Origin of the sequence: Streptococcus sp. 27098_8_99, from assembly GCF_041431935.1 — a bacterium.
GTDB classification, from domain to species: Bacteria; Bacillota; Bacilli; order Lactobacillales; family Streptococcaceae; genus Streptococcus; species Streptococcus parasanguinis_D.
This window is the reverse complement of sequence record NZ_JAPVYQ010000002.1, coordinates 148,259-165,760: the sequence shown is the minus strand read 5'-3', so window position 1 is coordinate 165,760 and position 17,502 is coordinate 148,259. Positions and strand designations below refer to the sequence as shown.

The 17,502-nt window shown below is 42.0% G+C and carries 15 protein-coding genes; 12 read left to right on the top strand and 3 right to left on the bottom strand.

The genetic code is table 11. The features are described from left to right. Window positions 1-9 precede the first annotated feature (9 nt). The 6 genes from O3605_RS02130 (at window position 10) to O3605_RS02105 (ending at window position 7,452) form a co-directional block, all read left to right on the top strand. Window positions 10-690, top strand: coding sequence for a YwaF family protein (locus O3605_RS02130; protein WP_003006294.1), 681 nt, complete (start codon window positions 10-12; stop codon window positions 688-690). Between the two features lie 184 nt (window positions 691-874). Next, window positions 875-2,422, top strand: coding sequence for a peptide chain release factor 3 (locus O3605_RS02125; protein ID WP_023917622.1), 1,548 nt, complete (start codon window positions 875-877; stop codon window positions 2,420-2,422). Between the two features lie 78 nt (window positions 2,423-2,500). Beyond that, window positions 2,501-2,881, top strand: a complete 381-nt coding sequence (locus O3605_RS02120; RefSeq protein ID WP_003015210.1) for a PH domain-containing protein — start codon at window positions 2,501-2,503, stop codon at window positions 2,879-2,881. Between the two features lie 42 nt (window positions 2,882-2,923). Beyond that, window positions 2,924-3,832, top strand: a complete 909-nt coding sequence (locus tag O3605_RS02115) for a magnesium transporter CorA family protein (RefSeq protein WP_014713063.1) — start codon at window positions 2,924-2,926, stop codon at window positions 3,830-3,832. Between the two features lie 804 nt (window positions 3,833-4,636). Then, on the top strand, window positions 4,637-6,208 hold the full coding sequence (cshA, locus tag O3605_RS02110; RefSeq protein WP_371585161.1) for a degradosome RNA helicase CshA: 1,572 nt from the start codon (window positions 4,637-4,639) through the stop codon (window positions 6,206-6,208). Window positions 6,209-6,558: 350 nt separating this feature from the next. Beyond that, window positions 6,559-7,452 carry an aldose 1-epimerase family protein gene (locus O3605_RS02105; RefSeq protein WP_371585160.1) on the top strand — a complete coding sequence of 298 codons (894 nt, stop codon included), beginning with the start codon at window positions 6,559-6,561 and terminating at the stop codon, window positions 7,450-7,452. 159 nt (window positions 7,453-7,611) lie between these two features. On the opposite strand, the gene O3605_RS02100 is transcribed toward O3605_RS02105, so the two are convergent. The 3 genes from O3605_RS02100 to O3605_RS02090 form a co-directional block, all read right to left on the bottom strand. Next, a complete protein-coding gene (locus tag O3605_RS02100) occupies window positions 7,612-7,881 on the bottom strand; it encodes a GIY-YIG nuclease family protein (RefSeq protein ID WP_371585181.1) in 270 nt (89 codons plus the stop codon). Beyond that, window positions 7,871-8,617, bottom strand: coding sequence for a tRNA1(Val) (adenine(37)-N6)-methyltransferase (locus O3605_RS02095; RefSeq protein WP_371585159.1), 747 nt, complete (start codon window positions 8,615-8,617; stop codon window positions 7,871-7,873). Before O3605_RS02095 ends, O3605_RS02100 begins: the two co-directional genes overlap by 11 nt. A gap of 80 nt (window positions 8,618-8,697) precedes the next feature. Next, on the bottom strand, window positions 8,698-11,037 hold the full coding sequence (locus tag O3605_RS02090; protein ID WP_371585158.1) for a cation-translocating P-type ATPase: 2,340 nt from the start codon (window positions 11,035-11,037) through the stop codon (window positions 8,698-8,700). A gap of 175 nt (window positions 11,038-11,212) precedes the next feature. Here O3605_RS02090 and O3605_RS02085 point away from each other — a divergent pair, with 175 nt between their 5' ends. The 6 genes from O3605_RS02085 (at window position 11,213) to sodA (ending at window position 17,352) form a co-directional block, all read left to right on the top strand. Continuing rightward, on the top strand, window positions 11,213-11,959 hold the full coding sequence (locus O3605_RS02085) for a lysophospholipid acyltransferase family protein (protein WP_003006324.1): 747 nt from the start codon (window positions 11,213-11,215) through the stop codon (window positions 11,957-11,959). A 66-nt stretch (window positions 11,960-12,025) separates the two neighbouring features. After that, on the top strand, window positions 12,026-12,694 hold the full coding sequence (locus O3605_RS02080) for a helix-hairpin-helix domain-containing protein (protein ID WP_371585157.1): 669 nt from the start codon (window positions 12,026-12,028) through the stop codon (window positions 12,692-12,694). Then, window positions 12,675-14,921, top strand: a complete 2,247-nt coding sequence (locus O3605_RS02075; RefSeq protein WP_371585156.1) for a DNA internalization-related competence protein ComEC/Rec2 — start codon at window positions 12,675-12,677, stop codon at window positions 14,919-14,921. Before O3605_RS02080 ends, O3605_RS02075 begins: the two co-directional genes overlap by 20 nt. A 75-nt stretch (window positions 14,922-14,996) precedes the next feature. Continuing rightward, window positions 14,997-15,599, top strand: a complete 603-nt coding sequence (locus O3605_RS02070) for a DUF805 domain-containing protein (RefSeq protein ID WP_049490497.1) — start codon at window positions 14,997-14,999, stop codon at window positions 15,597-15,599. 24 nt (window positions 15,600-15,623) lie between these two features. After that, window positions 15,624-16,658: a DNA polymerase III subunit delta gene (holA, locus tag O3605_RS02065; RefSeq protein ID WP_371585155.1), complete on the top strand. Its 1,035-nt coding sequence runs from the start codon at window positions 15,624-15,626 to the stop codon at window positions 16,656-16,658. An 88-nt stretch (window positions 16,659-16,746) separates the two neighbouring features. Continuing rightward, window positions 16,747-17,352: a superoxide dismutase SodA gene (sodA, locus tag O3605_RS02060; RefSeq protein WP_061455362.1), complete on the top strand. Its 606-nt coding sequence runs from the start codon at window positions 16,747-16,749 to the stop codon at window positions 17,350-17,352. The last annotated feature ends 150 nt before the right edge of the window (window positions 17,353-17,502 follow it).

Genomic DNA, 17,502 nt, shown 5'->3' with positions numbered 1-17,502 from the left:
GGAGACTTTATGCATCATTTTTTCACTACAGAATCAACAGCACCACCAGCAATCTCAGCACTTTGGTATAGTGTGATGGTCTTGTTCGTTGTGACAGCGATCATGATGTCACTTCGCTATTATCAGAATGAGCAATTTCGCAAATGCTTTCAATACTTACAAGGCTTCCAGTTAATTTGCTTGTATCTTTGGTATTTTGCCTACCACATTCCTTGGTCCAACAGTTTACCATTTTATCATTGCCGCTTGGCCATGTTTGCGGTCTTGTTTTTACCAGACAGATGGAAAAGCAAACAGTTCTTTGCCTTGATGGGAGTGAGTGGAGCCATCTTTGCTTTGGGCTATCCAGTCTTTGATCCCTATACTTTCCCTCATATTACAAGCTTTTCTTTCCTCCTCGGACATTACTGTCTTTTAATCAATTCCTTGATTTATCTCTTGAGATGGTATGATCGAAACCTCTTAAAAAATAGTCAGATTGTTCTCTATACCTTTGCCTTAGATTTATTCCTGGTTGGAGTCAATCAATTGACGGGAGGAAATTATGGCTTGATGGCCCGCCCTCCGATTATGAGAGGGGATAAGGTGTGGCTCAATTATCTGGTTGTATCCAGTATTTTAGCCCTTGCTTTATTACTCTTTAATCAGTTCTTCAGTCGCAGAAGTGAGCGGGTGAAAGTGAGAAAATAAATATGATTGAATTAGACTAGAATCGACGGATTTTAGTCTTTCTTTCTGCTCTCAAAGAAGAATCATCATTGAAAAAAGTGCCTATTTTCGCTATAATAGAAAAGATAGAGAAATTGAGGAGAGATCCGATGTAGAGATGAATTTGTAAATTTATCAGAAAATAAAAAGAGAAAGAACTAGGAATATGAACGTACAAGAAGAAATTAAAAAACGCCGTACCTTTGCCATTATCTCCCACCCGGATGCTGGTAAAACGACGATTACAGAGCAGTTGCTCTACTTTGGGGGAGAGATTCGGGAAGCCGGTACCGTCAAAGGGAAGAAAACAGGAAACTTTGCTAAATCTGACTGGATGGATATTGAGAAACAACGTGGGATTTCGGTAACCTCATCTGTTATGCAGTTCGACTATGATGGCAAACGGGTCAATATCCTTGATACGCCAGGGCACGAGGACTTCTCAGAAGATACTTATCGGACCTTGATGGCGGTGGATGCTGCCGTCATGGTGGTAGACTCTGCCAAAGGGATTGAGGCTCAAACCAAGAAATTGTTTGAGGTTGTGAAACACCGTGGCATTCCCGTCTTTACCTTTATGAATAAGCTAGACCGGGACGGTCGTGAGCCACTGGATCTCTTGCAAGAATTGGAAGAAGTCTTAGGCATCGCGAGTTACCCGATGAACTGGCCGATTGGGATGGGGAAGGCCTTTGAGGGACTCTATGACCTCTATAACCAACGCTTGGAACTCTATAAAGGAGACGAGCGTTTTGCGAGTCTAGAAGACGGAGACAAGCTCTTTGCTAACAATCCTTTCTACGAGCAAGTGAAAGACGACATCGAACTCTTGCAAGAAGCTGGGAATGAATTCTCAGAAGAAGCCATCCTTGCGGGTGAATTAACACCAGTCTTCTTCGGATCCGCTTTGACGAACTTTGGGGTACAGACTTTCTTGGAAACCTTCTTGAAATTTGCTCCAGAACCACACGGACACAAGAAAACAGACGGTGAACTTGTCGATCCTTACGATAAGGATTTCTCAGGCTTTGTCTTTAAAATCCAAGCCAATATGGACCCTCGTCACCGTGACCGGATTGCCTTTGTGCGGATCGTATCTGGCGAATTTGAGCGTGGCATGAGCGTCAACCTGCCTCGTACCGGTAAGGGCGCTAAGTTATCTAACGTGACTCAATTTATGGCCGAAAGCCGTGAAAATGTCAGCAATGCTGTAGCAGGAGACATCATCGGGGTTTACGATACCGGGACTTATCAGGTTGGAGATACTTTGACAGTGGGCAAAAACAAGTTTGAATTTGAACCCCTGCCAACCTTTACGCCTGAAATCTTCATGAAAGTGTCAGCTAAGAACGTCATGAAGCAAAAATCCTTCCACAAAGGGATTGAGCAATTGGTGCAAGAAGGAGCTATTCAGCTCTATACCAACTACCAAACAGGTGAATACATGCTTGGTGCCGTTGGTCAACTTCAGTTTGAAGTCTTTAAGCACCGGATGGAAAATGAATACAATGCCGAAGTGGTCATGAGCCCAATGGGTAAAAAGACCGTTCGCTGGATCAAACCAGAAGACTTAGATGAGCGCATGTCTTCAAGCCGAAACATCTTGGCCAAGGACCGCTTTGACCAACCAGTCTTCCTCTTTGAAAACGACTTTGCCCTCCGTTGGTTTGCGGATAAGTATCCAGACGTTGAGCTGGAAGAAAAGATGGGGTAAGGAACGATTCAAAACCGATCCATAACAATAGAATAAGAAGACGAAAATCTACCCGTTTTCGCTTATAAAGGAGAAACTATGGGATTACTAAGTGGTTTGATGGGCAATGCCTCTCAAAAGAATGTTGATAAAGTAGAAAGAGATCTGGAAGATATCTTGGTGCCGGGAGAGCAAGTCACACTTGCTTTTAGCTTGATTCGTGATTTAATCGTCTTTACAGAGTTTCGTTTGATCTTGGTGGATAAGCAAGGAGTAACAGGAAAGAAAACGTCCTACAAATCCCTTCCTTATCGTTCTATCTCTCGTTTTTCAGTGGAAACATCTGGTCATTTTGATTTGGATGCAGAATTAAAAATCTGGGTCTCTTCTGCAGTGGAGCCTTCAGAAGTGTTACAATTCAAGAGTGACAACAGCGTCATTGAAATCCAGCAAGCATTAGCCAGTGCGGTCTTTAAATAAAAGAAATCGATTTGATAAAGAACAGTTGAGAAAGGAGACGGAATGTTTATCGATAAACAATTGGGTCAAGATCGGAAATGGATCAATATCGACTCGGATATGATTGCTGAAAATTCATATCTTTATAAAAAATACGAGATTGACAAAGAAACCATTGAGTACGCGATGGATAAGAACGAACGTGCCCATATGGATTACAATCGAGAAAACGGTACGATCACCTTTATCTACAATGTATTGGATTTAGAAAAGGACAAGGAATACTACGAAACCATTCCTATGACCTTTATCGTTCAAGATACGCGACTCGTCACCATCAGTAACCAAGACAATGCCTATATCATTGAACAAATGGTTCGCTATTTGGAAAGCCATGAGGAACTATCGATCTATAAACTGCTTTTTGCAGGTCTTGAAATGATCAGTAATGCTTATTATCCGATTATTGATCGCTTAGATAAGCACAAGGATGAACTCAATCGCTTGCTTCGAAAGACAACAACGACCAAGAATCTCTATGCCCTGTCTGACCTTGAGACCGGTATGGTTTATCTAGTTGCAGCAGCTAAGCAAAATCGGATGTTGCTAGAGCATATTAAAGCGCACGCCATCTATCGAAGGATGGATGATGTTGAAAAAGAGCAGTTTGATGATGCCATGATCGAAGCGCGTCAGTTGGTTTCAATGACTGAGTTGATTTCCAACGTCTTGCAGCAGTTGTCTGGATCATACAATAATATCCTAAACAATAACCTGAATGACAACCTGACCACCCTAACCATCTTTGAAGCCTTGTTGGCTGTTTTAGCCGTGATCACAGGTTTCTTCGGTATGAACATCCCTCTTCCATTGACACAAGATCCCAATGCATGGATTTATGTGTCGGTATGCAGCTTTATTTTATGGCTCCTTTTGGCAAAAGTGATGCGGTGGATTGTTAAAAAAAGATAAAAAAAGAGGCTTGGAGAAATCCGAGCCTCTTCGTATCTAAATAATCTGAGAAATAGGAACCATCTAGACACCTGCCCTCCTCTCCAAAGAAGGGGCAGTGTGAATAGTTCATTGACTGTACAAAATCTTCTTGGAAATAGTAGGAGTAGATTTAATAGTACTGAGTAGTTTCTAAAAAAATTAGAACGTAGAATAAATCGTTGAATCAGATAAAATGATCCTATTTCTTTATACAGAAATATTTTAGATACTAACTGTATTATACATATTTATTTGTAAAAACGCAAGATAAGAACTACCAAAAAATAAAAGTTTTTCCGAAATTTTTATACTCCTATGATGAAGTATATTAGATGGTCGCAAAAAGAAAAGCAGTCCTGGCCTGGCTTTACGTCACTTTGAAGATTTCGAGCTATCAAGGAGGTTTTCCTAAAAAATAAAATAATTCTCCTTTGACTATCATTTGCCTCTTCATTGTGTTATACTAGATAAGTTGCAAACTTGTATGAGAGAAATGGTGGGGAGACGGAGCAGATGGAAGGATTCTGTTCGAAAGAAGACTCCCGCAAAAAGGATCTTGTTGACTGTTTGTTTGAAAAACAATTCCAGTCAGCAACATCCGTTAGGACGCAAAACATTTTTCTCTAAAGAAAATGTAGTCCATAACAGACGGACTGAGTTTTTCTTTAGATGAGTCTTGCGACAGGTAACCAGGAAGGTGACTTCCTATGCAATCAGTGCGTATTCGCATTGAAAGAAGTTTGATAAAGTGGCTTCGCACCACTTTTTAGAAAGAAGAAAGAATTGAAATTCAATGAATTTAACTTATCTGCTGAATTATTAGCAGAAATTGAAAAAGCAGGCTTTGTAGAAGCAAGCCCGATCCAAGAACAAACTATTCCTTTGGCCCTTGAAGGAAAAGATGTCATCGGTCAAGCGCAAACAGGGACTGGTAAAACAGCCGCTTTCGGTCTTCCAACGTTGGAGAAGATTGATGTCGATAACACAGTGATCCAAGCACTTGTCATTGCCCCAACGCGTGAATTGGCGGTTCAAAGTCAGGAAGAACTCTTCCGCTTTGGACGCAGTAAGGGAGTCAAAGTTCGCTCTGTCTATGGTGGATCAAGCATTGAAAAGCAAATTAAAGCTTTGAAGTCAGGCGCTCACATCGTTGTGGGAACACCTGGACGTTTGCTAGATTTGATCAAGCGCAAGGCCTTGAAACTCGATCATATTGAAACCTTGATCCTGGATGAAGCAGATGAAATGCTCAATATGGGCTTCTTGGAAGATATCGAAGCCATCATTAGCCGTGTTCCAGAAACACGCCAGACCTTGCTCTTTTCAGCAACGATGCCAGAAGCCATCAAACGCATCGGTGTTCAGTTTATGAAAGAGCCAGAACACGTTAAGATTGCGGCCAAAGAATTGACAACCGATTTGGTCGATCAATACTATATTCGTGTCAAAGAAGGCGAAAAATTTGATACCATGACTCGATTGATGGATGTCGAGCAACCTGAACTTGCCATTGTCTTTGGTCGGACGAAACGCCGGGTTGATGAATTGACTCGTGGCCTGAAGATTCGTGGTTTCCGAGCAGAAGGGATTCACGGAGATTTGGATCAAAACAAACGTCTTCGTATCCTTCGTGATTTCAAAAATGGGAACTTGGACGTCTTGGTCGCAACGGACGTTGCGGCACGTGGGTTGGACATTTCAGGTGTGACCCATGTCTACAACTACGATATTCCACAAGATCCAGAAAGCTATGTTCACCGGATCGGACGGACAGGTCGTGCTGGGAAAACTGGGCAATCCATTACCTTTGTATCGCCAAATGAAATGGGCTATTTGCAAATCATTGAGAACTTGACCAAAAAGCGGATGAAGGGAATGAAACCTGCAACAGCAGAAGAAGCCTTCCAAGCGAAAAAACAAGTAGCACTGAAGAAAATTGAGCGAGACTTTGAAGATGAAACCATCCGGACCAACTTTGAGAAGTTTGGTAAGGATGCTCGCAAATTGGCTGCAGAATTCACTCCTGAAGAATTGGCTATGTATATTTTGAGCTTGACCGTTCAAGATCCAGACAGTCTTCCAGAAGTTGAAATTGCGCGTGAAAAACCATTGCCATTTAAACCATCTGGTGGTGGCTTTGGTGGAAAAGGCAAAGGTGGCCGTGGAAATGGCCGTCGTGGAGACCAACGCCGTGACCGAAATCGCAGAGATGACCGTGAAGGTGGACGCCGTGATTTCAAACGCAAGTCCAATAAAAATAGCCGAGACTTTGAAGGCAAAGGCAACAAACGTCCTCATCGTACTTCCAATGAAAAGAAAAATGGATTTGTCATCCGCAACAAAGGGGATAAATAAGTCCTAAGGACGGTCTAGCAATAGGCCGTTTTTTTATGAAAATCAAAAATACAAGGGTTAACCAGCTGTTAACCCTTGTATATTTATAAGGAGACCTAAATGATAACTGACTCTTTTAGAAAAAATGTATCATGATAAGGAGCATCCAAAAAAGTCAGACAACAGAAAGAATGAATTCCTAAAATGGAATATTCTTGTTAACATATTAAGTCTACAATTATTTCTAAGCTTTGTCAAGAATTTTTTATTATTTTTTTAAAATTTTGGACTAGAAAAATAAAAATTGACAATCTCTTCTAAAAGGTTATAATGAATATAATAACCATACTAATCATAAAGAGGTGTCATCCATGGTGATTGCATTAAAAAATGATGATCTAGAAGTACAATGTAAAACATTTGGAGGGGAATTGTGCTCCATTCGAAGTAAAGAAGGCATAGAATATCTTTGGCAAGGGGATCCAGATTATTGGTCAGGACAAGCGCCAGTTCTGTTTCCGATTTGCGGGAGCGTTCGTAATGGCCAAGTGCAGTATCATCTAAAAGATGGAGTGAAGACAGGCCAGCTTCCAAGACACGGTCTCATTCGCAAGAGAGAGTTTGAACTCAAAGAACAAACAGACAATCGTCTTGTTTTTGAAATCACCTCTAACGACGAAAGCTTACAAAATTATCCCTACCATTTTCGAGTGGAAATCGCTTATGAATTGAAAGGGAAAGAGATCACCATCACCTATCGCGTGCAAAATTTAGAGTCAGATCAAGTCATGCCTTATTTCATTGGAGGGCATCCAGCCTTTCGTTGTCCCCTTTTAGCAGATGAAGACTATGAAGACTACGAGTTGATTTTTGAAAAAGAGGAAAGCTGTAGCGTTCCTATCTTGTTCACAGAAACCGGTTTGGTCGATCGCCTGCAGCGGACGCCATTTTTAGACCATAGTCCTAGCCTACCTTTGCGCCATGAACTGTTTGAAAAAGACGCCATTATTTTAGATCAATTAGCCTCTAAATCTGTGAAGCTTATCTCGAAAAAATCTGGTAAAGGTTTGGAATTTGCCTTTGCAGATTTTGAGAATCTCGTCCTTTGGTCTACCAATAACAAGGGTCCTTTCATTGCCTTAGAGCCTTGGACGGGTATTTCCACATCTTCAGAAGAGGGCGATTTCTTCGAAGATAAAAAAAGTGTGATCCAGTTGGCTCCTCAAGAGACACGGAGTCACCAGTATCGTATCACCATTTTATAAATGAAAAGAGGCTGGGACAAAAGTCCTAGCCTCTCAATTATTTTTGGATTGTCGAACAAGACGCAGTGGTTGAGTGGGCTCTACTACGCTGATTTCATCAGCTTTTACAGCCCTACTCAACTGTGCGGAGGTGGGACGACGAAATCGAATTCTAACGAATTACCGATTTCTGTCCCACTCTCTTTTTTTGATATAGTTTAGCTTAGCTTGGCGTGATTTCTTTTTAAAGAGAGCCTCGGCAGACATAGCAGAGGGTTTATCTGGATAGGCTTCTTGGTAAAGAAGTTTAACAGGGAGGCGAGCCCGTGTGTATTTGGCGCCTTTTCCAGCATTGTGAGTCTTTAGGCGTTTTTCGACATCCGTGGAGTAGCCAGTGTAGAGGGAGCCATCCGCACATTCTAGGACATACATGTAAGCCTTAGTTTCCATAGTAGATCTCATGAATCTCTTCTGTATAGCTTCCATCTTCATTGTGAATAAAGAGGGGAGGCAGAATTTTTAAACCGTCCAGTGAGCCATCCTTGATCGCTTCAATCAATAACATATTCGCCTCTTTGGTCACTTTGGGATAGACAAACTGGATCCGCTTAGGTGCAAGATTGTAACGCTTCATGGTTTCGATGATATCTAAAAAACGATCTGGACGATGGACCATCGCTAAGCGACCATTTGATTTGAGAACCCGCTGGGCCACATGGCAAATCTCATCTAAATTGGTCGTAATTTCATGCCGAGCTAAGAGGTAGTGTTCACTCTCATTGAGATTGGAATGCTCATCCACCTTGAAATAAGGAGGATTGCAGAGGATAATATCCACCTTACTGCCCTTGATATGTTGAGGCAAATGCTTAAGGTCATCGGTGATCATGGACATTTGCCGGTTCAAGTCATTGAGAGCAATGGAGCGGGTAGCCATATCCGCCAGACGTTCTTGAATTTCGACACCAATGATCTGGGCCTCTGTCCGAGTGCTTGCAAAGAGTCCCACAGCCCCATTTCCAGCGCAGAGATCTATGATCAAGCCTCGCTTGGGCAATTTTGGAAAGCGCGAGAGGAGGACGCTATCCACGGAGTAACTAAAGACTTCCCGATTTTGTATGATTTTCACATCACTTGAAAAGAGTTGATTGACGCGCTCGCCGTCTTTTAATTCGATATCTGTCATGGCTCTATTATAGCATGAAAAGAGGCTTGGGGAAAGATCGATAGAACATAAAAAGTTGAGAGTTTTTTCTCTCAACTTTTTTAATCAAATTCATATTTTTGGAGAATCGTAGTGAGGATAAAGACTCCTGTAAAGATAGCCATCAATGCCAGATAAACTGGGAAAGTAGTGGCTGTAAGGAGGGAAATCTCGATCAAGTTTTTCAACACGACCGCAGATGCGTAGAATCCTACTACAGAGAAGAGGATGAGGAGGGCCCGCCAGATATTTAGTGGCAGGCAAGCACGGATAACGGATAGGAAACCGATGGATCCAAGTAAGTAGTAGGATACAGTAGACATATCGGCTGCAGACCAACCATGGCTTGCTCCCCAAAGGCGAATGAACAAGACACTAAAGACGACCATCAAGGCGCTTGGTAAGGCTAACAGAAGGGAACGTCTCAAGAAGTGTTTTTCAACCGGTTTGATATTGCGTTCAAAGGTCAACACAAATGGTGGGAATCCTTCGACGAATTGGTCGATCAGGGTGATTTGAATAGGGATGAAAGGGAAAATCAGCAAATAGTTGACGTTAAAGAAGAGAGCACTGGCAATACAGATGATAGCCAAGAGGAAGGAATAGATCGTTTTGATAAAGAAGATTGGAGCAATTCGTCCAATGTTATTCACCACACGACGGCCTTCAAAAAGAATTTCTGGAACGTCATTAAAGTCAGAGTTCAAAAGAACAATATTGGCAATTTGACGAGTTGCGGGATCTCCCTCAGCCATCACGATGGAGCAGTCTGCTTCACGAAGAGCAAGGATATCATTGACCCCATCTCCTGTCATGGCAGTTGTCCGACCAGCTGCTTTCAAGGTTTGGATGAGCAGTTTTTTCTGGTGAGGGGACACGCGTCCAAAGATAGCTGTTTCTTCTGCTTGATCCACTAATTGATCATCAGAAATTTTTGAACAATCGACGTAGTTCTCATAATTTTTGAAGCCAGCTTGTTGAGCGATATAAGAGACTGTCACAGGGTTGTCACCGGAGATGATTTTGAGATCCACTCCTTGAGAGCGCAAATACTCAAGAGTATCTGAAGCCCCTTCACGAATGGGGTCTGTAATCTCAATAACTGCAATCCCTTCAAGATTTTCAGGCAGTTTCAATTCCTGCATGCTGATCAGTTCTGAACTGTGAGCCAAGACGAGCACGCGCGATCCACGAGCTTGTGCTTCGACGACAGCAGCTGGATTTTCTTTAAGGAGCATTTCAGGAGCACCGAGAAAGACAGTTCCAAGGTTAGATAGGTGCATGGCTCCCCATTTCCGATCACTTGAGAAAGGAATAATGTTTTCCGCAGTATAAGCATGCTCCAACTCCCCATAAGCCTTGCGAATAGCTTGAGCAGTAGGATTAGTGTCCTCGCTATATTGCATGTAAGCAGAGAGAATGACCTGGATCGTCTGTTCCGAAAAATGATCCGATAAGCTATGGAGAGATTCGACTGTCATCTTCCCTTGAGTGATGGTACCGGTCTTATCTAGACACAAGGTATCCACACGCGCCAGGGTTTCTACTGAGTACATTTCTTGGACAAGAACCTTGCGCATACCGAGCTTAATAACCGCTGTCAAAAGAGACGTAACCGTCAGTAGGGCAATTCCTTTTGGCAACATTCCCAAGAGAGCTGTGGAAGAATTCACGACAGAATCTTTGATTGGCAGCATCTTGATCAACAGTGCTTCAAAGAAGAGGGCAAGGCCAAATGGGATGATAATTTTACCAGTGAAGCTTGAAATTTTCGCTAAGTTATAAAGAATACGCGAATTGATAGGCTTCAAGGTTTTAGCTTCCATCATCAGTTTGTTGGCATAGTTGTTTGCTCCAACTCGCTTGACACGGGCATAGACTTGACCACTGGCAATATAACTACCAGAAAGCAGTTCATCACCAACTTCTTTTAAGACCAGATCACTCTCACCAGTCAGCATAGCTTCATTGGCTTCAGCGATACCAGACATGACTTCGGCATCACTAGGGATCTGCTCACCCGAAGATAAAAGCATTAAATCACCCAGAACAAGCTTTTCGGGTGGAATCGCATCTTTTTCCCCGTCTCGAATGACAGTCACTAGCTCACGACTCATGAGGTTGAGTTTATCAATCATCCGCTTGGCGCGCATCTCGGTCATGATCCCTGTAATGGCATTGAAGCAAATGACTGCGAAAAAGATCATATTGCTCCAGGCCTGTACAGCAGCCAAGGCCACGGCAATCACAAAGTTTAAGGTATTAAACAAGGTGAAGACGTTGCGCTTGATAATTTGCCAGGTACTGGTACTTGTATTCGTTGTAAAATCATTGGTTTGTCCGCGATCCATTTTCTTGCGGACTTCACTGAGGGACAAGCCCTTTAAATCAATAGTTTCCATAGACAATATGATATCATTTTTTTGAGAAAAAGACTATCTAGAATCGGTCCGCTGAGACAATTTTTATCTAAAAAAGGTTTGCGGTCAAAATCAGGATACGGTATAATAAGAAAGAACCTTTTACAGGATGGAATATCTTGTAGAGAGACGAATGAAATGGATTTGAGGAACAACTATGTTTTATACCTATTTACGTGGCCTTGTTGCCTTTATTCTGTGGGTTTTAAATGGGAATGCCCATTACCATCATAAGGACAATATTCCAGATCGGGAAGAGAACTACATCTTGGTATCCCCTCACCGAACTTGGTGGGATCCGGTCTATATGGCCTTTGCAACCAAGCCAAAGCAATTTATCTTTATGGCGAAAAAAGAGCTCTTCACCAATCGTATTTTTGGTTGGTGGATTCGCATGTGTGGGGCATTTCCGATCGACCGTGAAAATCCGGGAGCAGAAGCCATTAAGTATCCTGTCAATATGCTGAAAAAGAGCAATCGTTCTTTGATTATGTTCCCAAGTGGAAGTCGTCATTCTCAAGACGTCAAAGGCGGTGTTGCCATTATTGCCAAAATGGCGAAGGTCCGTATCATGCCAGTGACTTATACTGGCCCAAGAGACTTGAAAGGGTTGGCAACGGGTGAACGCATTGATATGAACTTTGGACATCCCATTGATATTTCGGATATTAAAAAGATGAATGACGAAGGAGTGGCAGAAGTTGCCCGCCGTATCCAAGAGGAGTTTGACCGTTTGGATGCGGAAGCGCAAGCGATCAACACCCCAACAAAACCTTTTATCTTGATTCGTTTGTTAAAAATCCTTTTGATTCCCCTTGTCTTAGTCGTGGGCATCTTAACCTTGCTCTTTAGTTATCTAGCAAGCTTTGTATGGGACCCAGACAAACATCGGAAAAACAAGTAAAAAAACTGAGAGTTTTTCTCAGTTTTTTTTATTTTTACGAATAATAAAAGTGAGAGGAGGTTTCTTATGGAGGACATCATCGAAAAAATCAAAGAATATAAGCTCTTTTTGGCTCTTACAGCTATCGGACTCTTACTTGGAGGGTATTTTCTTTTTCATCGACCTCAGTCAAGTGCATCCACCATACCGGATCTTTATCAGGCTTCTAGTTCAACTTCGAGTAAAGAAAAGGTGCAGACCACTAGTTCCAAAGAAGAAAAGACGGCGACTTCTGTGTCTGATGCACCCGAGATCATTACGGTCGATGTCAAAGGAGCCGTCAAACAACCAGGTGTCTATGAGTTGCGCTCCAATAGCAGAGTCCACGATGCTATTTATAAGGCAGGCGGGATGACAGCAGATGCCAATAGCCAATCGGTCAACTTGGCGCAAAAACTCTCCGATGAAGCAGTGATCTATGTTGCTAAAGAAGGAGAGGATGTTCCAGTACTTGGAAGTTCAGAAAGTCCTGCAACTTCGTCAGCGCCAGCAGAAAAAACAGGCAAGGTCCGTTTAAATCGAGCGACCGAGTCAGAGCTCCAAACCGTATCAGGCATTGGACAGAAACGTGCCCAGGACATTATCGCCTATCGCGAAGCAAATGGTCCTTTTCGATCAGTGGATGATCTGAAGAATGTTTCAGGAATCGGAGAGAAAACACTGGAGAAACTAAGAGATGCTTTCACGGTGGATTAAAGACCTTCCATTTTCTCTTGTCCATCTCGCCTTTTTGCTCCTATGGCTGTATTTTAGTATCTATCAACCATCTTGGCTTTCGATCAGCGGTCTAGTAGTAGTGGGAGTTTTAGCGGTTCATCACTATAAAGGGGATCGCTCAAGTTTGCTAGGGCTTGGTTTAGTAACCCTTTGTTTCGCGGCCTTCTTTGTCTTTCAGCGACTACAGGATCATCCAGTACAAGTGGAAAGTCAGCCCCCACCCCACTTACGCCTGATTCCAGATACGATCAAGATCAATGGGGATGCCCTGTCTTTTCGTGCTAAAAATCAGGGTAGGACCTATCAAGTCTTCTACACTTTAAAATCAGAAAAAGAAAAACAGCAGTGGCAAAGTCAAACTCATTTGTTGGAGTTGACATATAAAGGTGTTATAGAGGAACCAGAAGGACAGCGAAATTTTAGAGGATTTGACTACCGGGCTTATTTGCAAACACAGGGGATTCACTATCAAATAAAAATTGAAGCGATCCAATCCGCGCTTCCTATACAGACTTGGAATGTTTTTGACTGGCTGTCTCAATGGAGGCGACAAGCCATTGTTTGGAGTAAAGAGCACTTTCCGCAGCCAATGAACCAGTATATGACCGGCCTTCTTTTTGGCTATTTAGATAGGGATTTTGAAGAGATGGACCAGCTTTACACGAGTTTAGGAATCATCCATTTATTCGCCTTATCTGGGATGCAGGTCGGCTTTTTCATCAATGGGATCCGGAAAGCTCTCTTACGTCTAGGAATCTTACAAGAAACAGTTGATATCTGGATGGTTCCAATTTCTTTGGTCTATGCTGGCTTGACAGGTTTTTCAGTTTCAGTGGTTCGCAGTCTCTTGCAGAAGATTCTCTCTCAAAAGGGCATCCGAGGGATGGAGAATATGGCGATGACCTTGATGCTCTTAATGTTTCTCATGCCCAAGTTTCTCCTGACAGCTGGAGGGGTTTTGAGTTGTGCCTACGCCTTTATTTTGACCTTGGTAGATACCAGTTCTTATTCCGGACTGAAAAAGCTACTAGTGGAAAGTTTATGGATTAGCCTGGGGATTTTGCCCCTTTTGACCTATTACTTTAGTGTCTTTCAACCGTGGTCACTCCCTTTAACCTTCCTCTTTTCTTTCTTATTTGATCTTGTCCTTCTTCCAGGTTTAACGGTGCTATTTATCTTATCGATTCTAAAGCCCCTTACAATTTTTAACAGTTTCTTTCTTCTTATAGAGGAGTGTATTCGTTGGATTTCAAAGCTCACGTCGCTACCTTTGGTATTCGGTCAGCCGACGGGACCAGCTCTGATCGCTCTCTTCCTTCTTTTAGGGATCTTGTATGATCTTCGAAAGCAAAAAAAACGTCGTTTCCTGTTAATAGGCATGATTCTACTCATCTTTTGTTGGACCAAGCATCCTTTAGAAAATGAGATTACCATGGTGGATATCGGTCAAGGAGACAGTATCTTTTTACGCGATTGGAAAGGAAGAACCATATTGATTGATGTCGGAGGACGTGTCACTTTTAAAAGTGGAGAAAAGTGGCAAGAGCGCAGTCAATCTGCCAATGCGGATCAAACCCTGATTCCTTATCTCAAGAGTCGAGGTGTTGGAAAACTCGATGCTTTGGTCTTGACTCATACAGACCAGGACCATATGGGCGATATGGTGGAGGTTGCCAAACAAATCCCAGTTAAAAAAGTGTATGTCAGTCCAGGTAGTCTAACCAATTCTCAATTTCAAGAGAAATTGAAACAGCTTCATAGTCCGATTGAAGTAGTCCAGAGAGGGGATCAACTTCCTATTTTTGATGATCATCTAGAAGTCTTATCTCCTGATGAAGTGGGGGATGGTAAAAATGATGATTCGATTGTCCTCTATGGGCAGTTCTATCAGAAACGATTTTTGTTCACGGGTGATTTGGAAGAAGCTGGAGAGAAAAAACTATTGAAAAACGATCCACAATTACAAGTAGATGTCTTGAAAGTAGGCCACCACGGTTCTAAAGGTTCCTCTAGTGATGTGTTTTTAGATCAGTTACATCCTCAGTTGGCCTTGATCTCTGTTGGAAAGAAAAATCGCTACCAACATCCCCATAAAGAATTGCTCGATCGTCTAGAGGAACGCTCTATTTCTTATCTTCGTACCGATGAAAGGGGAGCAATTCGCTTGATTGGGTGGGACCATTGGAGGGTAGAAACGGTCCGCTAGAGACGAGGAGAGGTTTGCTTTCTATGCTGAAAATTGCTATTATAGAAAGTGAAATCAATGTAAAGGTAGAATCGTATGAACGCATTTAAGCAATTTTGGATACAGTATGCAGATTTTTCAAGTAAGACCAGTCGGGCCCATTTTTGGCTAGCTTTTTTCTGGAATTCCCTGATTTCTTTGCCTCTTTGGGTTTTTTACATCGTGACCTCTTTATCCCATCAAAATGCTCAAGAAACGCTCAATTTTTCAACTGTTCATTCTAAGACAGGTTTATGTGCGCTTGCTTTCTTAGCATTCTTTTACTTCCTCATTTTGGTACCCAGTCAAGCCATTTGTGTGCGTCGCTTGCGGGATGCTGGGATTCATTGGTCTTGGATTTTTTTGAACCTTGGTCCGGTTCTGCTCTATTTGTTGACGGGGCTAGATATTTTCCTATTTCTTTGGGGGATTACAGTTATTTCTCTCTTGATTCTCATGATACTTCCAGGGAAAAACACCTTCCCACAACCAGTAGAAACTCCTATGGGAGTGGCTTCTGAACCACAGGTCACAGCGACAGGGGGGAGCTTTGGAGGCAACTCCTTTGAGCAAATTCCAAATTTTGTAGCAGCACCTGATTTGTCTGATGAAAAACCACCATTGGAACAAAAGATGGCTGCTGAACACGAAATCCACTAAACTGATAAAAGATAAGAGAGTTTCATGCAAGCAATTACCGACACTAAACATCTGACGGTTCAAACTCTGCCTCCTATTCTTGTCTTGACGGGTGAGGATGTAGGTCAATTTGAATGGTTAAAAAAAGACATTTTAAAAAAAATAGGCTATGATCCCTCAGATTTGAATTATTCTTATTTTGATATGAAGGAAGCCTCCTATGCTGAGGTCGAACTGGATTTGGTCAGTCTTCCCTTTTTTGCAGATGAAAAAATCGTGATTTTGGATCACTTATTGGATCTGACCACTGCCAAGAAACGCAATTTAACCGATGAAGATCTGAAGCAATTTGAAAACTATCTGGAAAATCCTTCTGAATCGACCCGTTTGGTGATATTTGCAGAAGGAAAATTAGATAGTAAGCGTCGCTTAGTCAAACTCCTAAAACGGGATGCCCAGATCATTGAAGCAACAACACCTAAAGAGCAAGATTTAAAGCGTTATTTTTCTAGTCAGGCTCAAGAATTGGGCTTACACTTTGTGGGCGATTCCTTGGACCAGCTACTTTTAAAATCTGGCTATGATTTTGGAGAGTCACAGAAGAATCTCGCTCTGTTGCAGGCTTATAAAGAAGATGGTCAGATTACCCTCGAAGATATCGAGGAGGTTGTTCCAAAGTCCTTGCAAGATAATATTTTTGATCTGACACAGATGATTCTCAAACGCCAAATCGATCAAGCTAGGAATTTGGTTAAGGATCTTCGCTTACAAGGAGAAGATGAAATAAAATTGATCGCTATTTTGTTGGGGCAATTCCGAATGTTTTCTCAAGTTAAAATTTTCTCAGAAGAAGGCCAATCCGAAAGCCAAATTGTAGCGAGCTTGTCGGACTTGTCAGGACGCAAGGTCAATCCTTACCAGGTGAAGTTTGCCTTACGGGATAGCCGCAGGCTTTCCCTGTCTTTTTTGAAGCAGGCCATGATGACCTTCATCGAGACGGATTATGCAATTAAAAGTGGAACGTATGATAAAGACTACTTATTTGATTTGGCACTTTTAAAAGTGGCAAATAGCGTCTAAACATGAATGAAATTGCAAGCAGATTAGTTGAATAATTTAGCTGTTTGCGTTATTATCAAGTCAGTAATAAAGAAAAGAGGACCATAAAATGGCTATCATTTTACCAGAATTACCATATGCTTATGATGCATTGGAACCTTATATCGATGAAGAAACCATGCATTTGCACCATGATAAACACCATCAAACATATGTAAACAATGTGAATGCAGCTCTTGAAAAACATCCTGAAATTGGAGAAGACCTTGAAAGCTTGTTAGCTAATGTTGAATCCATTCCAGCTGACATTCGCCAAGCTGTGATCAACAATGGTGGTGGTCATTTGAACCACGCTCTTTTCTGGGAACTGATGACTCCAGAACAAACAGCTCCTTCAGCAGAACTTGCTGCAGCTATTGATGCCACATTTGGTTCATTTGAAGACTTCAAAGCAGCCTTCACAGCAGCAGCAACAACACGTTTTGGTTCTGGCTGGGCATGGTTGGTTGTCAACAAAGAAGGTAAACTTGAAGTCACTTCAACAGCAAACCAAGATACACCAATCTCTGAAGGAAAAACACCAATCCTTGGTTTGGATGTTTGGGAACATGCCTACTACGTGAAATACCGTAACGTACGTCCTGACTATATCAAAGCTTTCTTCTCAGTGATCAACTGGAATAAAGTTAATGACTTGTTTGCGGCAGCAAAATAATAAAATAAAGGAATCTATAAGAGCGACAATTGCCTCTTATAGATTTTTTTGTTTGTATCCGGAAAATCGGAGTATAATTTCTTGCGTTTGGACAGGAAAATGATACACTAGTAGGAGTGTGTCTTACTTATCAAAAGCCCAGTTTGAAGG